This window comes from Hyphomicrobium sp. NDB2Meth4, from assembly GCF_900117445.1.
Lineage (GTDB): Bacteria > Pseudomonadota > Alphaproteobacteria > Rhizobiales > Hyphomicrobiaceae > Hyphomicrobium_A.
The window spans coordinates 481,100-498,652 of record NZ_FPEJ01000001.1 but is presented as its reverse complement, the minus strand read 5'-3'; the positions used below and the strand labels follow the sequence as shown (position 1 = coordinate 498,652).

The 17,553-nt window shown below is 63.9% G+C and carries 17 protein-coding genes; 10 read left to right on the top strand and 7 right to left on the bottom strand.

The genetic code is table 11. From position 1 onward, the window contains the following. Nucleotides 1–81: 81 nt before the first annotated feature. The 4 genes from acs to NDB2M4_RS02320 all read left to right on the top strand — a co-directional run bounded on the left by acs (nucleotide 82) and on the right by NDB2M4_RS02320 (nucleotide 5,360). Complete coding sequence (gene acs / locus NDB2M4_RS02335; RefSeq protein ID WP_072369548.1) at nucleotides 82–2,037, top strand: acetate--CoA ligase; 1,956 nt, start codon at nucleotides 82–84, stop codon at nucleotides 2,035–2,037. Nucleotides 2,038–2,202: 165 nt separating this feature from the next. Beyond that, nucleotides 2,203–3,060: an alpha/beta hydrolase gene (locus tag NDB2M4_RS02330; protein ID WP_072369545.1), complete on the top strand. Its 858-nt coding sequence runs from the start codon at nucleotides 2,203–2,205 to the stop codon at nucleotides 3,058–3,060. An 84-nt stretch (nucleotides 3,061–3,144) separates the two neighbouring features. Continuing rightward, entirely contained in the window at nucleotides 3,145–4,491 is a 1,347-nt protein-coding gene (locus tag NDB2M4_RS02325) for an NAD(P)/FAD-dependent oxidoreductase (RefSeq protein ID WP_072371678.1), read from the top strand. Continuing rightward, on the top strand, nucleotides 4,488–5,360 hold the full coding sequence (locus NDB2M4_RS02320) for an SDR family oxidoreductase (protein WP_072369542.1): 873 nt from the start codon (nucleotides 4,488–4,490) through the stop codon (nucleotides 5,358–5,360). Before NDB2M4_RS02325 ends, NDB2M4_RS02320 begins: the two co-directional genes overlap by 4 nt. A gap of 1 nt (nucleotide 5,361) precedes the next feature. On the opposite strand, the gene NDB2M4_RS02315 is transcribed toward NDB2M4_RS02320, so the two are convergent. Continuing rightward, nucleotides 5,362–6,072: an extensin-like domain-containing protein gene (locus NDB2M4_RS02315; RefSeq protein ID WP_072369539.1), complete on the bottom strand. Its 711-nt coding sequence runs from the start codon at nucleotides 6,070–6,072 to the stop codon at nucleotides 5,362–5,364. Nucleotides 6,073–6,161: 89 nt separating this feature from the next. Beyond that, nucleotides 6,162–6,350 (bottom strand): DUF1674 domain-containing protein, encoded by a 189-nt coding sequence (locus tag NDB2M4_RS02310; protein ID WP_072369536.1) that lies wholly within the window; start codon nucleotides 6,348–6,350, stop codon nucleotides 6,162–6,164. Between the two features lie 107 nt (nucleotides 6,351–6,457). Between NDB2M4_RS02310 and htpX the strand changes: the two genes are divergently transcribed. The 6 genes from htpX to NDB2M4_RS02280 all read left to right on the top strand — a co-directional run bounded on the left by htpX (nucleotide 6,458) and on the right by NDB2M4_RS02280 (nucleotide 13,193). Beyond that, complete coding sequence (gene htpX, locus NDB2M4_RS02305) at nucleotides 6,458–7,408, top strand: zinc metalloprotease HtpX (protein ID WP_072369533.1); 951 nt, start codon at nucleotides 6,458–6,460, stop codon at nucleotides 7,406–7,408. Beyond that, on the top strand, nucleotides 7,408–8,802 hold the full coding sequence (locus tag NDB2M4_RS02300; protein WP_083555885.1) for an RsmB/NOP family class I SAM-dependent RNA methyltransferase: 1,395 nt from the start codon (nucleotides 7,408–7,410) through the stop codon (nucleotides 8,800–8,802). The genes htpX and NDB2M4_RS02300 overlap by 1 nt, the downstream gene beginning before the upstream one ends. Nucleotides 8,803–8,938: 136 nt before the next feature. Beyond that, complete coding sequence (locus NDB2M4_RS02295) at nucleotides 8,939–10,657, top strand: heparinase II/III family protein (protein ID WP_072369531.1); 1,719 nt, start codon at nucleotides 8,939–8,941, stop codon at nucleotides 10,655–10,657. Then, nucleotides 10,654–12,240: a bifunctional phosphoribosylaminoimidazolecarboxamide formyltransferase/IMP cyclohydrolase gene (gene purH / locus NDB2M4_RS02290; protein ID WP_072369528.1), complete on the top strand. Its 1,587-nt coding sequence runs from the start codon at nucleotides 10,654–10,656 to the stop codon at nucleotides 12,238–12,240. The genes NDB2M4_RS02295 and purH overlap by 4 nt, the downstream gene beginning before the upstream one ends. 19 nt (nucleotides 12,241–12,259) lie before the next feature. After that, the gene (locus NDB2M4_RS02285; protein ID WP_171988004.1) at nucleotides 12,260–12,757 is read left to right on the top strand and encodes a GNAT family N-acetyltransferase; all 498 of its coding nucleotides are present in this window, start codon (nucleotides 12,260–12,262) and stop codon (nucleotides 12,755–12,757) included. A gap of 88 nt (nucleotides 12,758–12,845) precedes the next feature. Further along, nucleotides 12,846–13,193: a hypothetical protein gene (locus tag NDB2M4_RS02280; RefSeq protein ID WP_072369508.1), complete on the top strand. Its 348-nt coding sequence runs from the start codon at nucleotides 12,846–12,848 to the stop codon at nucleotides 13,191–13,193. A 29-nt stretch (nucleotides 13,194–13,222) separates the two neighbouring features. On the opposite strand, the gene NDB2M4_RS02275 is transcribed toward NDB2M4_RS02280, so the two are convergent. From NDB2M4_RS02275 to NDB2M4_RS02255, 5 genes are all read right to left on the bottom strand, one after another. After that, complete coding sequence (locus NDB2M4_RS02275) at nucleotides 13,223–13,747, bottom strand: hypothetical protein (RefSeq protein ID WP_072369507.1); 525 nt, start codon at nucleotides 13,745–13,747, stop codon at nucleotides 13,223–13,225. Between the two features lie 62 nt (nucleotides 13,748–13,809). Further along, complete coding sequence (locus NDB2M4_RS02270; RefSeq protein ID WP_072369506.1) at nucleotides 13,810–15,210, bottom strand: MFS transporter; 1,401 nt, start codon at nucleotides 15,208–15,210, stop codon at nucleotides 13,810–13,812. A 98-nt stretch (nucleotides 15,211–15,308) separates the two neighbouring features. After that, nucleotides 15,309–15,926, bottom strand: a complete 618-nt coding sequence (locus tag NDB2M4_RS02265) for a TPM domain-containing protein (RefSeq protein WP_072369505.1) — start codon at nucleotides 15,924–15,926, stop codon at nucleotides 15,309–15,311. Between the two features lie 51 nt (nucleotides 15,927–15,977). Continuing rightward, nucleotides 15,978–16,805, bottom strand: a complete 828-nt coding sequence (locus NDB2M4_RS02260; protein ID WP_072369503.1) for a TPM domain-containing protein — start codon at nucleotides 16,803–16,805, stop codon at nucleotides 15,978–15,980. Between the two features lie 33 nt (nucleotides 16,806–16,838). Then, nucleotides 16,839–17,468 carry a LemA family protein gene (locus NDB2M4_RS02255; RefSeq protein ID WP_072369500.1) on the bottom strand — a complete coding sequence of 210 codons (630 nt, stop codon included), beginning with the start codon at nucleotides 17,466–17,468 and terminating at the stop codon, nucleotides 16,839–16,841. Nucleotides 17,469–17,553: the final 85 nt, after the last annotated feature.

The following is a 17,553-nucleotide window of genomic DNA, read 5'->3' as shown; positions in this document are numbered from 1 at the left end:
CTTCGCCGAAGTGCCAAATTGCCCTCACGAAGCGCCGTCGGCATAATGGCGGCAACGATGAAAAACTCTGGGAGAACGCCCATGTCGGGGAAGGTTTATCCGGTTCCGGGTGAATGGCGTGAGCGCGCCTTCATCGATGAGAATGGCTACAAGACGCTATACGAGCGCTCGGTGAGCGATCCGGACGGATTTTGGGGCGAGGTCGGCCGCCGCCTGGACTGGATCAAGCCGTACACGAAGGTGAAGCACACCTCGTTCGATCCGCATAATGTTTCGATCAAGTGGTTCGAGGACGGCACGCTGAACGTCGCGGCCAACTGCATCGACCGGCATCTGGCGACGCGCGGCGATCAGGTCGCCATTATCTGGGAAGGCGATGATCCGACCCAGGAAGAGCAGATCACCTATCGGCAGCTGCATGAGCGCGTTTGCAAGTTTGCGAATGTGCTCAAGTCCTACGGGGTCAAGAAGGGTGATCGCGTCACTATCTATCTTCCGATGATCCCCGAGGCGGCGTACGCGATGCTGGCGTGCGCCCGCATTGGCGCGATCCATTCGATCGTGTTCGGCGGCTTCTCGCCGGAAAGCCTTGCTGGGCGCATACAAGACGCGGAATCAAAATTCATCGTCACGGCCGACGAGGGCGTGCGTGGCGGCAAGTTCGTGCCGCTTAAGAAGAATGCCGACGATGCACTGGCGCGTGTCGGCAAGGGCGATGAGAAGGTGCTCGTTGTGCGGCGCACGGGGCGCCCCGTGGCGTGGACAGCCGGGCGCGATCTTTGGCTGCACGAGGAAACCGAGAAGGTTTCCGCCGATTGTCCTCCCGAGGAGATGAACGCAGAAGATCCGCTGTTCATTCTTTATACGTCTGGATCGACCGGCACGCCAAAGGGTGTGGTGCATTCGTCCGGCGGTTATCTCGTCTATGCGTCGATGACGCACCAGTATGTTTTCGATTATCACGACGGCGACGTCTACTGGTGCACGGCGGATGTCGGCTGGGTTACTGGGCACAGCTACATCGTCTATGGACCGCTGGCGAACGGCGCCACCACGCTGATGTTCGAAGGCATTCCGAACTACCCGACGCAATCGCGCTTCTGGAACGTCGTCGACAAGTGGAAGGTGAACATCTTCTACACGGCACCTACCGCAATTCGCGCGCTGATGGGGGCTGGCGATGATTTCGTGAAGGCTTCCGACCGGTCGTCGTTGCGGTTGCTCGGCAGCGTCGGCGAGCCGATCAACCCCGAAGCGTGGGAGTGGTATTATCACGTGGTCGGCGAGGATCGCTGCCCGATCGTCGATACGTGGTGGCAGACCGAGACAGGCGGCATCCTCATTTCGCCGCTGCCCGGAGCGACGGCGCTGAAGCCCGGCTCGGCGACGACGCCGTTCTTCGGTGTGCAACCGGCGCTGGTTGACGATAAGGGCGCAACCCTGGAAGGGGCTGCCACCGGCAATCTCGTCCTCCTCGACAGCTGGCCCGGTCAGGCGCGCACGGTTTATGGCGATCACGAGCGCTTCGTGCAGACGTACTTCAGCACATATCCCGGCACCTATTTTACCGGAGACGGCTGCCGCCGGGACGAGGATGGCTATTACTGGATCACCGGCCGCGTCGACGATGTGATCAACGTTTCCGGGCACCGGCTCGGTACCGCGGAAGTCGAGAGCGCGCTGGTTTCGCATCCGAAGGTCGCCGAGGCGGCTGTGGTCGGATATCCGCACAATCTCAAGGGCCAGGGCATCTACTGCTACGTCACGCTCGTCAGCGGGGAGGAGTTTGGCCCCGAGATGGTGAAAGAGCTGACCGCCCACGTGCGCAAGGAGATCGGTCCGATCGCGTCGCCCGATCTCATCCAGTTCGCGCCCGGCCTGCCGAAGACCCGCTCGGGCAAGATCATGCGGCGCATCCTGCGCAAGATCGCCGAGGACGAGTTCTCCAACCTGGGGGATATTTCGACCCTAGCCGATCCGGCGGTGGTGCAGGATCTGATCGAAAACCGGCAGAACCGGCGAGACGCGGCGAGCTAAGCTGCCGTAATTCATTGGTATTGTGGTGAAGGGAAGGGCGCTCTGCGGGGCGCCCTTTCGCTTTTCAGTCTCGCCTTCTCAATAGATCTGGCCCGAGTCCCGCGCGGAACAGCGGCGCGGCGGCCGTCCCCATAGCCTGTCTTCATCGAATGAGGAGACAGCGCCATGACCGCCACCCTGCACACGACGTCGAAGGACACGGCTTCCAAGGGTTTGCGTTTCGAGGGTGGCAGGGTTGGCGTGCTCTTGTTGCACGGGCTGTGCGGTACGCCCGCTGAGATGCGCTTCGTCGCCATGGGGCTGTCCCGCGCTGGCTACACCGTGCACGTTCCCCAGCTCGCTGGACACGGCAACGAAAACACCGGCAGCTGGCAGGATTGGTACATGTCGGCGCGTGCGGCCCTGATCGATCTCCGCCGCGAGTGCGACACGGTCATCGTCGGCGGTCTCTGCATGGGTGCCATCCTCGGCCTCCATCTCGCCGCGCGGAACCCCGGCAAGGTGCAGGGCGTGTCCTTGTTCTCGCCGACGCTGTGGATGAATGGCTGGGCGATGCCGTGGACGGCGCGGCTGTTCAAGCTGGTGCGGTCGCGCTGGTTCGCTGGCTTTATGACTTTCCCGGACGCTGCTTCGCTCGGCATCAAGTGCCCCCGCGTGCGCCAGTTCGTGCAGCAGGCCCTTTCTGGTGAGGGCTGCGAATACGGCCGCGCCGGTGTCCCCGCGACGATGGTTCTCGAGCATCGCCGCATGGTTGATGCTGCGAAGAAGCTCCTCCCGCGCGTGAAGCAGCCGACGCTGATCGTGCACTCGCTGGAAGATGATTACGCAGCCATCAACAATGCCGAGTACCTCAAGGGCGAATTGACGGGTCAGGTCGACCTCGTGGTGCTGAACGACAGCTATCACATGGTGACGCTCGACAAGCAGCGCCATGTGGTGGTCGAAAGCACGCGCGCGTTCGTGGCCCGCATCGTCGAAGAAGTCCGCAATATCGCGTCGCCGGCGATGCCGGTCGCGGCTTAAGGGCAGTCGAATGACTGCCCAGCGGGCTGTGCTAGGGTGAGTGCATTGCACGGCCGCACCAATTTTCAAAGTATGGATGATCGCATGGCTGCCGAGACACATTTGCGCGCGGACAATTATTGGGACCGCAGCAAGGTCACACGTGCGCCGGGGCGCAAGATTGACTGTGACGTGTCGGTCGATGTTGCGATCGTAGGTGCAGGGTACACCGGGCTTTCAACGGCATATCATCTGAAGGCAGCCGACCCGTCGCTGAATGTGGCAGTGCTGGAAAGCGAGACGGTCGGGTACGGTGCGAGCGGGCGTAACGCCGGCTTCGTGATGACGTTGTTCGGCGCGTCGCTGGGCCTCATGAAGACGCTGCATGGCGCGGAGAAGGTGCGCGCTGCGCATGCGCATATGGAGCGCTCGATCGCGGCACTTGAGACGATGCTGGAAGAACACGCGCTCGATTGCGATTACCAGCGAAGCGGATTTCTGAAGGTGGCGACGACGCCGCGGTATGCGGCGCGCATCAGGGACGAGATTGCGACGCTGGAAGCGCTCGGTATCCACGGGCATCAGTGGATCGGTCCCGAGGAACTCAGTGCGCGTGTGCACTCGCCGACGTATCTCGGCGCGATGGTCGAGCCGGGATGCGGTCTCATCAATCCGCGCAAGTGGGTTGATGGGCTCGCGGGCGTGGCGCAGAGCGCGGGCGCGAAGATCTACGAGAATTCGCCAGTGAAGAATGTGCGCCGCGAGGGCGGCAGGTTTCGCCTGGAGAGCAACGGCGCGACTGTGACTGCGGAAAAGGTCGTGTTTGCATCGAATGGCTATACGCACCTCATTCCCGGCATGCGTTTAAAGCAGCTGCCGGCATTCGTGTTCATCGTCGTGACGGAGCCATTGAGCGAGGCGCAGCGAGCATCGATCGGATGGGCGGGGCGCGAGGGCGTCGAGGATGGCCGCAACTTCATGCACTTCTATCGCCTGACGCCAGACAACCGGCTGCTTATGGGTGGCGGGCCGGGGTTCGTGCCGCTCGGTGGCCGCATGAATCATGACACGCATCCTGCGGCCTGGCGGCATCTGGAGGAATTCATCGCGACGACATTTCCCGGATTGGCCGGTATCAAGATTGCGCATCGCTGGGGCGGGGCCTTCTCGGTGACGGCGGATTCAACGCCTCAGATCGGTACGCTGCATGGTGGCGCCGCTGCCTATTCGGTTGGCTGCACGGGGCACGGCGTTGCGCTGGCACACATGAACGGACGCATCCTGCGCGACTTGATCCTCGACAAGAAAACCGACCTCACGGATCTGTGGTTCGTCAACAGGCGGTCGCTGCCGCTGCCGCCCGAGCCCATCGGGTCACTGGGCGCCAAGGCGGTTACAGCGGCGATGGCGCTCGACGACTGGTGGTGCGATCGGGGTGCGACGCAGCCATGAAACCTATCCGCAAGATTGCCGTGATCGGCGCCACGGGAATGCTAGGGCTGCCGGTCGTACGAGCGCTGGCCGACGCTGGCTTCGAGGTGACCGCGCTGGTGCGTAACCCCGACAAGGCGCGGCGCGTGCTTCCAAGCAAAGTCGCTGTCGTCGAGGCGGATGTGCGGGACGTTGCTGGCCTGCGGCGCGGCCTCGCGGGGCAGGACGCCATCTACCTCAGCTTGTCGGTAGCGCCGGGCGAAGCGCCGGGTGATTTTCACACTGAAAAGCAGGGACTGGAAAACATTCTTGCGGCAGCGCGCGATGCGGGAGTTGGGCGCATTGGGTACCTCTCTGCGCTGGTGCACGACACGGACAGCCGCTGGTGGGTGATCGATATCTGGCGCGAGGCGCTCGCGCGCATCAAAGCGTCGGGCATCGCGTATACAATCTTCTATCCGTCGAACTTCATGGAGACGCTGAAACAGCGGCACGTCGTCGGGACGCGGATGATGATGCTGGGACGTGCGAAGCATCCCAACTATTGGATCGCGGGCGACGATTATGGGCGCCAGGTTGCGAAGGCGTTCGCTTTGCCGTCGGCCGCGGGGCGTGAGTACGTCATCCAGGGACCTCAACCGCTGACCTACGATGAAGCGGCGGAACGGTATGTCGGGGCTACGGGCGGGCGGCTGCAAATCACGCGTGTGCCGTTGTGGCTCGTGAGGCTCGGCGGGCTGTTCTCGCGCGAACTCGATTTCAACGCGCGCATCATGCACGCGGTGCTGAACTATCCGGAGACATTCAAGGCGCAGGAGACCTGGGACGAGCTCGGCGCTCCGACGACTACGATCGAAGACTTTGCGCGCCGGGGCAGCAAGGCTGCTTAGGCTACTTGCAGCTGACGAGCGTGCCGCGGTCGAGGTGCAAATGGTCGTGATGCGCCTCGTTGAACTCAGGTCCGATCGCGACGCGGAAATAGTAGCAGGCGCGGCGGTGAGCTTCGCGCAGGAAGCGGCCCTCAGGGGTGTCACGCTTATAGTCGGCGGTGATGCTCATCTGCTTGCCGTTCGCGAGGCGAAAGGCGCCGATGTCGACCGCGTTGGCGAACGAGTGCTGGCTGCGCATGTCGATCCAGCGCTTGTTGCCGATGATGTTTCGGCAGTTGTAAGTGCCCATGTCCTGTACCCAGGCGACGCGGCTGCCGAACATCTGGTTGGCGAGCGGCTGCACGCCGTACTCCATCCATAAGGCCAGCGCAGTGGCGGCCTCGCACGTGAGCTGCCCCAGCCCGATCTCGGCGCCGGCGACTTCAGCGACGCGCACGGCATTGGTCCAACCGCAGCCGTTGGTCTGGACCTTATCGGCAATGGGGGTCGCCAGGATGTGCGGGGCGTTCAGGATCGCTGCGCATTGCTGGGGATCGCGGCGCAGCGCGGCGAGCCTGAAGTCGACGAACCAGTGCGGCGGGTCTTCCAGTGAGATGGGTGCAAAGGGCGCGTAACGCTGCGGCACGATGCCGAACCAGAACGCGGCAAAGGCGACGAGCGCCAGGAGCAGGGCAAGAAAGGCGCGAAGGAAGGTCAGGCCGCGGCGGCGCATTGGGAGTTCCTGAAGGCTGTTAACAATTGACTACAGCCTTTGGCGCAGGCCGCCAACAATGGAGACGGCCGCGCCGAGACAGAGCGATGTCAGAAGTCGGAAGCGATGCCGCCTTTTTCCCAGTCGCCATAGCGGGCGGGATCGGGGCCGTCACGGCCGCCAACCTCGGGAGCAGGCTTTTTCTGGTTTTCTTCGCGTGCCTTGCGGCGAGCCTCTGCCTCGGCCAGGGCGCGCTCGGCGGCAGGCGTCAACGGTCGCTTATCAGTGTTCGTGCTCATGTCTCGCAACGGGCCTCGGATCGGGACTGATGGGCGGGACTGGTGGTTGCCAAAGTCCCTCTCCATATAGCATCTCTCTGGTTGCTGAAGGCGGAGCTGCGACAACAATGAACTACGTCAAGACGGCCATGCTTCTCGCGGTGCTGACCGCGATCTTCGTGGCGCTGGGCGCTTTGGTTGGCGGACAGACCGGTATGGTGTTCGCGTTCATCCTGGCGATGGGGATGAACTTCTTTAGCTACTGGAACTCCGACAAGATGGTGCTGCGCATGTATGGCGCGCACGAGGTCGACGAGCGGACGGCGCCGGAATACTACGGGATCGTGCGGCACCTGGCGCAGCGTGCCGGGCTTCCGATGCCGCGCGTCTACGTCATGGACAGCCCCCAGCCGAATGCATTCGCGACGGGGCGCAATCCGGCGAATGCTGCGGTGTGCGCTTCGACCGGCCTGCTGCAGGCCATGCGGCCTGACGAGCTGGCGGGTGTGATGGCGCACGAGCTGGCGCACATCAAGAACCACGATACGCTGACGATGACCATCGCGGCGGCGATCGGTGGTGCCATTTCCATGCTGGCGCAGTACATGCAATTCGGCATGCTGTTCGGCGGCAACCGCGATGGAAATTCGGGCCCGGGCGTGATCGGATCGCTGGTGGCGATTTTGATTGCTCCGCTGGCAGCGATGCTGGTGCAAATGGCGATCAGCCGCTCGCGCGAATACGTTGCCGACCGCAACGGTGCGGAGATTTCCGGCAGCCCGCTGTCGCTGGCGTCGGCGCTTTCGAAAATTCAGGGCTATGCGCACCGCATCCCCAACGAGGAGGCGGAGGCCGCACCGGCGACCGCCTCGCTGTTCATCATCAACCCACTGTCGGGGCGCGGCATGGACAACCTGTTCTCGACGCATCCCAACACCGAGAACCGCATCGCGGCGCTCGAGGCATTGGCGCGGCAGATGGGGCAGACGGGTATTCCTCGTGGGGATGATCATGGCGACACGTCAGACGGGCCGTGGTCACAGGGCGCGCGCTCGGCGTCGCGCGGTCCGTGGGGTTGATGCAAGTGGCGAAGGGCGGCACGTCGATCATTCAGAAACCGCGGCGTGCCCATTCGCAGCCTCGACAATCTAAGCCGAGTGCCCCGCTGCCGCCGGGCTTACCAGCGCGTGAAGCGGCAGTGCGCTTGCTGAGTGTGGTGTTGAACGAAGGCCATGCGTTCGACGGAGCGCTGACGAAGGAGTTTCAATCGAGCACACTGGAGCCGCGCGATCGGGCACTCGCTCGTCTTATCGCGTCTACAGTGCTGAGGCGTCTGGGCCAGCTCGAAGCCATCCTCAACGGCTATCTCGAGAAGCCGTTGCCGAAGAAGCAGGGCGCGCTATGGCCGATCCTGTTGTCGGGTGCGGCGCAGCTTCTGCTTCTCGATACACCGCCGCACGCTGCGGTCGGTCTTGCGGTCGATCAGGCGCGTCGGGACCGCCATGCCGGGCGCTATGACAAGCTGGTCAACGCTTTGCTTCGGCGTGCGGGCCGCGAAGGCAAGGCGGCGCTGGAGCAGCAGGACGCTGTAGCGCTCAACATTCCGGCGTGGATGCTTCAGCGCTGGATGGCGGCTTATGGAGCGGAGGCGGCGCGGGCGATCGCAGTCGCCTCGCTGAACGAAGCGCCCCTGGACGTCAGCGTCAAATCGGAGCCGGAAGTGTGGGCCGAACGTCTTGGAGGCACACTTCTGCCGACAGGTTCGGTGCGGCTTGCGGCGGGCGGGCGCGTCGACGCGCTCCCAGGGTTCGCGGAAGGCGCGTGGTGGGTGCAGGATGCGGCCGCAGCGTTGCCGGCGCGACTTCTCGGCGATGTAGCGAATAAATCGGTCGTCGACCTGTGCGCGGCTCCGGGCGGAAAGACGGCGCAGCTTGCTGCCGCCGGGGCGCATGTCACCGCGCTTGATCTCGCGGGCACGCGGCTGCAGCGCTTGCGTGCGAACCTCGAACGACTGCATCTCAACGCGGAGCTTGTCGAGGCCGATGCGGGAACGTGGTCTCCCGAGCGCCGCTTCGATGCGGTGCTGCTCGATGCGCCGTGCACGGCGACCGGCACGATCCGGCGGCACCCCGACATTCTGCGGCTGAAGCGGCCCGAGGATGTCGCAGCGCTGGCGGAGATACAGGAGCGGCTGCTCGATAATGCTGCGGGAATGCTCGTGCCCGGCGGCACGCTGCTCTACTGCACGTGCTCTTTAGAGCCGGAAGAGGGTGCGAATCAGATCGTGCGCTTTCTTGAGCGGCATCCGAACTTCAAGCGCCGGCCGATCGTGGCGGGCGAATCAGGTGTGGCTGCGGAGTGGCTGACGCGTGACGGCGATCTGCGCACGCTCCCCTCGCATCTGTCTTTTGCACAGCCGGAGTTGTCCGGGCTCGACGGATTTTATGCCGCGCGGCTCGTTCTCAACGGTTGATCCGCAGCCAATCGCAATCTGCGCACAGGCATGGGACGTCCGTGCCTTGTGTTGGCCGATGAGCGGCGCTAACCCGAACCTATGGTGGTAGACACATCGAGGCCTGCCCGAGCCGGGTGGGCGCTGCGGGGCTCGCATGGCTGAACTGACGCTCAAGGAGCGGCTGCGCAAGGCTGCACTCGCGGTCGACGAGTCTGGCAGGCGGCCGGGGTTCGCCAGCGTCATCGCAACGCCGCTGAAGCGTTGGGTCACGGCGAGGACGCCGGTCGAGTATCTGCTGATCGTACCCCAAGACCTGCGCACCGCCGATCCGAGCTTCTGGACGGAGCTGGAGCATGGGCAGTTCGGTCTTGCCGGTAGCCTCCTCATGCTCAAGGGACGCTCGCCGTTCGAAGCGGATGCGCCCAACGCGGCGTGGGCCAGTGAGCTGCACGGGTTCGGGTGGCTGCGCAATCTCGATGCGGTGGGCAGCGAAGAAGCACGTCTAACCGGGCGTCGGTTGGCGCTCGAATGGACGTTGCGCTTCGGGCACGCGCGGACGGGTGTAGCGGCGGCGCCTGCTGTGAGCGCACGCCGGCTGATCTCGTGGTTGTCGCATGCAAACTTCCTCTTGGAAGATGCCGATCCCGAAACCTATGGGGCCATTACCCGAAGCCTCGGGCGGCAGCTTGCGCATTTGTCATCGACGTGGCGTGAGGCGCCGGATGGCTACGAGCGGCTGCTCGCTGTCATGGCGCTGGCCTTTGCGGTGTTGTCGCTGGCGGGACACGACAAAAAGCTGCGCGATGTTGAAGCGAACCTCGCGGCGGAACTGTCGTGGCAGGTGTTGGCCGATGGCGGACACATCACGCGCAACCCTGCTCTGCTGGTGGAGCTGCTGCTCGATCTGCTGCCGCTATGCCAGTGCTTCACAGCGCGTGATCGCAAGTTGCCGCTCGGGGTAAGCGAGACGCTCGAGCACATGCTGCCGATGCTGCGTTATCTGCGTCTGGGTGATGGCATGCTGGCGCGGTTCAACGGCGTTGGGTGTTCAGAAGCGGCGGCGCTGGCGACCGTTGCTGCCTATGACGATGGCTCGTTAGGGCCGCTGCGTGAGGCGCGGGCTTCGGGATATGCGCGCCTCGAATGCGGCGCGACCACCATCATTGCGGATGTGGGGCGACCGCCTGCGTTGGCGCAGTCCTCGCAGGCGCAGGCTGGCTGTCTGTCGTTTGAGATGAGCGATGGCCGAGAGTTGTTGTTCGTCAACGGTGGGTTGCCGGGGCCTGCTGCTGGCGATTGGTTTCCGGCGGCGCGTGCGACCGCGAGCCACAACACACTGGTGCTAGCTGAGACATCGTCCTCGCGGCTCATCACACATCGAAAGATCGAGGCGCTGACCGGCGCTCCGCCCCTGCGCTATCCCGAGCGGGTCGAGTGGCAGCTCGTGGAGGGCGATGGGGTGAGCCTCGAGGCGAGCCATGATGGTTACTACCGGCGGCATGAACTCATTCACAGCCGCCGGCTGCAACTGACGGCGGATGGCCTGCGTCTTCAGGGGCGTGACCGGCTGGATGGGCTCAATGGCAAAATCCGCCTGCGCGTCGATCTACCGTTCGCAATTCATTTCCATCTGGCGCCGAGTGCGCGCTGTGGCCGCGGCGACGCCTTCGACGAGGCCGTTATAACGCTGCCCGGCGGCCAGCGCTGGCGTTTCAGCGTCGAGGGCGCTGCTCTCAGCATCGAAGAGAGCGTATATTTCGCCGAAAATGCCGGACCCCGGCCGCGGCAGCAAATCGTGCTGCGTGGCGTGACCTTCGGGGAAACGGAAGTGAATTGGGTCGCTGAGCGACTGCCGGAAGGAAATCTGGAATGACCACCGCCCCGCGCGTTGCCCGCGCGCTTCTTTCTGTCTCCGACAAGTCGGGGCTGATCCCGTTTGCGCGTGCTCTGGTCGATATGGGCGTCGAGCTGATCTCGACAGGTGGAACCTCGGCGGCGCTGCGCGAGGCTGGGCTCGCGGTGAAAGACGTGTCCGAGGTTACCGGATTTCCGGAGATGCTGGATGGCCGCGTGAAGACACTGCATCCAGCTGTGCACGGCGGTCTGCTGGCGATCCGCGGCGACGCCGATCACGAGGCTCAGGCGGCTGCGCATGGCATCGCACCGATCGATCTCCTGGTGGTCAATCTTTATCCGTTCGAGGCGACGGTGGCGAAGGGCGCCGACTTTGACGACTGCATCGAGAACATCGACATCGGAGGGCCTGCGTTGATCCGCGGCGCGGCGAAGAACCATGCGGGCGTGACCGTTGTGGTGGAGCCGGCCGACTATGACGCCGTGCTCGAAGCTATGCGCGCCAACGATGGTGCGACGACGCTGGAGCTACGCCGCAAGCTGGCGGCCAAAGCGTATGCACGCACGGCTGCCTACGATGCGGCGATCAGCCAGTGGTTCGCGAAAGAGGTGGGCGATGAGATGCCCGCGTGGCGTTCGTTCGGCGGACGGCTGAAGCTGCCGCTGCGCTATGGTGAGAACCCGCATCAGCAGGCGGCATTCTATGCTTCGGGCGATGTGCGTTCGGGCGTTGCTTCGGCCCAGCAGCATCAGGGCAAGGAGCTGTCCTACAACAACCTCAACGATACGGACGCGGCGTTCGAGCTCGTTGCGGAGTTCGGCGTCGACAAGCCGGCGGTGGCGATCATCAAACACGCCAATCCGTGTGGGGTGGCGACCGGCGAGAGCCTGAAGGACGCTTATCTCAAAGCGCTGCGCTGCGATTCCGTCAGTGCCTTCGGCGGGATCATCGCGCTCAACGGTCTGATCGATGCGGAGGCCGCGGAGGAGATCACCAAGATCTTCACCGAGGTGGTGATTGCCCCGGCGGCGAGCGAGGAAGCGAAGGCGATCTTCGCGGCAAAGAAGAACCTGCGACTGTTGACGACGGATGGTCTTCCCGATCCGCGTGCGGCTGGCACGTTCGTCAAGTCGCTAGCAGGCGGATTGCTGGTGCAGTCGCGCGACAACGGCGTGATAACCGCGTCTGACCTCAAGGTTGTGACCAAGCGTGCGCCGAGTGAACAGGAGCTGGCCGATCTGCTGTTCGCGTTCAAGGTGGCAAAGCACGTGAAGTCGAACGCCATCGTCTACGTGAAGGATGGGGCGACCGTGGGTATCGGTGCAGGGCAGATGAGCCGGGTGGATTCTTCGCGCATCGCCGCATCCAAAGCGGCAGATGCTGCTGCCGCACTCGGATTGTCCGAGCCGCTGACGCGCGGGTCCGTCGTAGCCTCGGATGCCTTCTTCCCGTTTGCGGATGGATTGCTGACGGCAGCCGAGGCGGGAGCCACCGCTGTCATTCAGCCTGGCGGTTCGATGCGCGATGAAGAGGTGATTGCTGCGGCGGACGAGAAGGGCCTCGCGATGGTGTTCACCGGCATGCGGCACTTCCGGCATTGATATGAGCGGGAGCGGCGAGGTGGTCGTCCGCTTACGCCCGGCGCATCGCGGCGACTGGGACTTGATCCGCTCGTGGCTGGCGCGACCTGATATCGAGGCCTGGTGGGGGCCTCGCTCGGCGACTGAGGCCGAGGTCAATATCGCTCTCGGGTCGGGGCACGCGCTGTCGCGGATCATCGAGGCGGACGGTAGGCCGGTCGGCTATGCGCACGCTGTCGACGCCACGATGTGGGGCGAGGAGCTGCCCGACGACCTAGAGCCGGGCACCTGGGACCTCGATTTATTCATTGCGTCTGAAGAGCATCGCGGCCGTGGCGTCGGCCACGTTGCCTTGGCGAAATTGAAAGAAGAGGTGTTCAGTACGACGCTTGCCACCTCGGTCTGCGTGTTTCCATCCATCCGAAATGAACGGGCCGTCCGGGCCTACGAGAAGGCCGGTTTCAAATGGAAGCGGGTCTGGAACGACCCTTTGATGGGCCCGTCGTGGTTCATGATTGCGGAGCGTCCGGCAAGGTAGGCGGCGTAATCGTCGCACTTTGTTGTTGTTTTTGGTCATTGGCCCTAAGGTTAACCGCCGATCCATCCAGCATTGGGGGACCACCGCTGTGAACTCTATCGTCCGCGTGATCATTTTTATCGTGATCGTCGCCGCCATTGTGGCGGGTATCGTCTACGTCTACACGCCACTGCCTGCTCCGCACGAGGCAGCACCTGCTGCGGCTCCGGCCGAACCTGCCGCGCCAGCGCCTGCGGCTGAGCCGGCGCCTGCCGCTCCGGCAGAACCAGCTCCGGCACCTGCTGCTCCGGCACCTGCCGCAGAGACGCCGCCGGCTGCTCCGAGCGAAGCTACGCCGCCGGCTGAGCCTGCTCCGGCCGCACCGAGCGAGCCTGCTGCTCCCGCCGCTGAGCCCGCAACTCCGCCGGCTGAACCGGCGCCGGCTCCCTCGCCCTAATCGGGCGATGTCGTCGTGACATCAGGCGCTTAGTGCCACTGTGACTTGGTTGAGGGCTCGTGCTGATCGTGCGGGCCCTCTTCCTTTGGAGTGGCCTCCTTTGGCGCGGGCGTCGCGTCAGTCGACTTCTTTGCGTCTTTGCTCAACTCGTCGGCCGCTTCCTTCGCCTTGTCGAGCACCTCAGCCGTCGCCTTCTTGGCCTTGTCGAGAACCTCGCGGGCGGCTTCTGCTGCCTTGTCGAGAAGCTTCGTCGACTCTTTGGCCTCGTCGATTGCCTTGCCGCTCTCCTCTTTGCCCTTCTCGATACCGGCGCCGGCGTGCTCCTTGGCGGCGTCGATGGCCTTGAGGATGGCCTCCTTGGCCGCGTCGATGGCTGCGCTGGTGGCATCCTTCGCGTCATCAATCACTTCGCCAGCGCTGCGCTGCGGCGGCGCGGGCGGCTCAGTTTCCTCAACGCGGGGCGCGTTCTGAGGCGTCGTGGTGCCCTCAGCGGCGATGACGACGCTTGCCGGCAAGATCAGCAGCGCGGCCAGAAACGGAAGAGGACGGGTCATCTGCAATCACTCCTTGTCGTGATGCGAAGCGGTGTTGTTACCCCGAAAGATGGGGATAGACGTCATTGGGCACTAGATGCCGCTGTCGGCTGGCGGACCGGAACCATCAGCGCGATACCGACGATCAGGAACAGCGCGATGGCCGACATGCCGAGGCGCTGGCTGTCGGACAGCGTCGTGACGAGGGCCACGAGCAGGGGCGCCATAAAGGCGGTAACCTTTCCCGAGAAGGCGAAGAGGCCGAAGTACTGCGTAATCTTCTCCGGCGGGGCGAGGCGGGCGAGCAGCGAGCGGCTGGACGACTGCACGGGCGCCGAGACGAGGCCGACGATGATAGCGAAGGCGAGGAATACTTTCTCGCCGGCCGATGAGAAGGGCGAAGAGTCGGCAAGCTTCGGGGCAACGTCCACGAAGAAGAAGACGTGATCCTTATCGACCGAGAGAATGCCGATGGCGCCGAACAGCAAGACTACGAGCGCCGACACGATCACGAACTTGGCGCTGATGCGGTCGTCGATGACGCCACCGAGGAGCGCGCCGAATGCGCCAACCAGGGTCAGGATGATGCCGAAGAGACCAAGCTCGAGCGGCCCCCAGCCGAAGACGCCTGCACCGTAGATGCCGCCGAACGTGAAGATTGCCGTGAGGCCGTCGGTGTAGATCATGCGGGCGATGAGAAAGAGCATCATGTCCCGGTTGTGCGGTAGCGCACGGACGGTGTCCCAAAGCTCGGCGGTGGCGTGGCGACCATCGCTGACGCGCTTCTGGCGGACGTCGGGCACGAACAGGAAGAACGGGATCATGAAGACGAGGTACCAGAGCGCGGAAAGCGGGCCGACGATGCGGTCTCCTTCGCGCGCTGCGGTGTCGAGGGACAGAAGCGGCGTAAGACCAAGCAACGTCTTCCCCGAGCCGTCGACGGGAACGATCAGTCCGGCGACAAGAAAGAGGCTGGCGAGGCCGCCAAAGTAGCCGCAGGCCCAGCCGGCGCCGGAGAGGCGGCCAAGCTCGCTCTGCGGGGCAAGGCTGGGCATGAAGGCGTTGGTGAAGACGGCCGTGTACTCGGCGCAGACGGTGGCGCAGACGAACGCGAATAGGACGATGAAGATCGTCGAACTCGGCGCGGCCGGTGTGGCGATCCAGAGCGTCGACATTGCGGCAGCGAGGATGACCGAGAACAGCGCGATCCAAGGTTTGCGGTGGCCGCGTCCATCGGCGAAGGCGCCGAGGAAGGGGCTGCCGAGGGCGATGAAGATGCCTGCGACCGCTGCGCCGTAGCCCCAGAGAGATTGTCCATGAGGCCCGTTGCCGACGACGACGTTGGCGAAGTAGGGCGCGAAAAGGAACGTTAGGATCAGCGTGTAGAAGGGCTGAACCGCCCAATCGAACAGCATCCAGGAGACGCGCGCCTTGAGCGGCGCCCGCTGCGTTACGTCGGCAGCAGAGTGAGCGGTCGTTGCCATATCCACGGTTCAGTTCCCCATCCAGGTGCCCCGGCGCCCGCCCTATAGCACGGAAAAAAGGCAGGGGCGGCGTCACCTCGACGCCGGGTGAATTGGGTCTACTGAAGGATGATGAGGTGGTCCGGGAGCTCGTTGGGATCGCTGGAGCCGGGGGGGAAATGGGCTGCGAGGGCGGTGCCGATGGCTCCAATGGCGGCGACAAAGCCCTCCGTGGGCTGGCCCGCGCCGATTGCGGCGGTCAGGTCGTCGATGATTGCCTGCCAAGTGCCGTCCGGCACTTTTGCGTCGATTGCCTGGTCGGCGATGATCTCTGCATAGCGCTCGGCCACAGAGACAAAGAGCAGCACGCCTGTGCGGCTTCCGGTGGTGTGGAGGTTCTGGGCAAGGAATTGCTCTACGGCGCGGCGGTGAGCGTGCATGCGCCTTATGCTGGCAGGAACCAGCGCTGTTCGGACCCGGAGCGGCATCAGCGCGGCCGTGACGATGGCAAACACGGCGAGCTGCACGAGGTAGATCTGCACGATGGATAGCTGCGTGAAGTAAATCAGCACCCAGGGCACTAACAGGCTGACAATGCCGGCAATGAGCGGAGGCACATAGTGATAGCCGTCGCTCTGTGCGGCGACGACGACGACAATTTCGCCGGACGTGCGCTGTTCGGCATCGGCGATGGCCGCTGAGATACGCGCTTCGTCAGCCATGGAGAACAGTCTCATCGTTGGGCTTCCATAAATGGGCCTTCCGGGCGCCTGCTGATTCACGCTGCATTACCAGCTTCCCGATGAGCCGCCGCCGCCAAAGTCACCGCCACCTCCCGACCAGCCACCGCCTCCTCCGCCGCCCGACCAACCGCCGCCCCAGCTGCCGGAGTCGACGGGATAGAAGACAGGTCCGCGTCGTCGCTGCGGGCCTCGGCCGGCTGCGGCCTGCTGGGCTTGCTGATTGACGGACTGGACGACGGCGAAAAATACGAACAATGCGACGCCGATCCAGAAAAGGATCAACATCATCTGCCAAAAGTCGAGTTCGTCGGAAGCCTTGTGGGCGCGCTGTTTCACTTCCTCGGCGTCGCCGAGAACCACGTCCTTGATATCGCGCACGCCGGCGGCGATCCCCGCCGCGTAATCGCCGCGGCGAAACTGAGGGATGATCGCATTCTCGATGATGAGCTTGGACATGGCGTCGGTGAGCTGTGGTTCGAGACCGCGACCAACCTCGATGCGCACTTTGCGCTCATTGGGGGCGACGATGAGAAGGACGCCGTTGTCCTTGCCCTTCTGACCGATGCCCCACTTGCGGCCGAGCTGATAGCCGAAATCCTCTATGGGGTAGCCCTGCAACGAGTTGAGCGTGACGACGGCGAGCTGATCGGTCGATTTCTGCTCGAGCTCGGTGAGCTGCGCTTCAATCGCGGCTCGCTGCTCAGGCGAGAGCAGACCCGCCTCGTCAACGATGCGGCCGGTGAGTGCCGGGAACGTCGGCTCGGCCAAAGCGATCAGCGGCGCTGCCATTAGGAGCAGCGTCGCTAGCAGCAATGTCGCGAGGGAACGCTCAGCTATCGGCGGCAGCCGAGCACTCCAGGTGGCGGGCATCATCAGACGCCTCCAAATCGGTCAGCGGCGAGCCATTTACTTCTTGGTGCCGAAGTCGACCTTGGGCGCTTTCATTTCCTCGGCAGGGATGTCGAACGTCGCCATTTCCTTCGACGAGGGGTACATCACGGCCCGCCAGATACGGCCGGGGAACGTGGTGATCTCAGTGTTATAGGCGCGTACCGACTGGATATAGTCGCGCCGCGCAATGGCGATGCGGTTCTCGGTGCCTTCGATCTGGCTCTGGAGAGCGAGGAAGTTCTGCCCCGACTTGATATCCGGATAGCGCTCGACGACAGCGAGCAGGCGACCGAGCGCGCCGCCCAACTGGTTCTGCGCATCCTGGAATTTCTGCATGGCCTCGGGGTTGGTGAGGATGTCGGCCGGGATGTTGGCCTGCACCTGCGTTGCCTTGGCGCGGGCCTCGACGACATCGGTCAGGACCGTGCGCTCTTGATCGGCAAAGCCTTTGACGGTCTCAACGAGGTTCGGGATGAGGTCGGCGCGGCGCTTATACTGGTTGAGGACCTCTGACCAGGCGGCTTTCGCGTTCTGCTCGTAGGTGGGGATGGTGTTGATTCCGCACCCGGCCAGCGAGAGCGAGATGGCGGCAAAGAGAATCGCTGCGATGGGGCGCGCGAGACGAAGCGCCTGCGTGTGAGCCATGACTAAAGGGCCTCCAAGGGATGAGACGGCGAGATTACCTCTAGTGAAGGTTAAGGGCGGGACAATGGTGCCTGCGGTTCGTCCG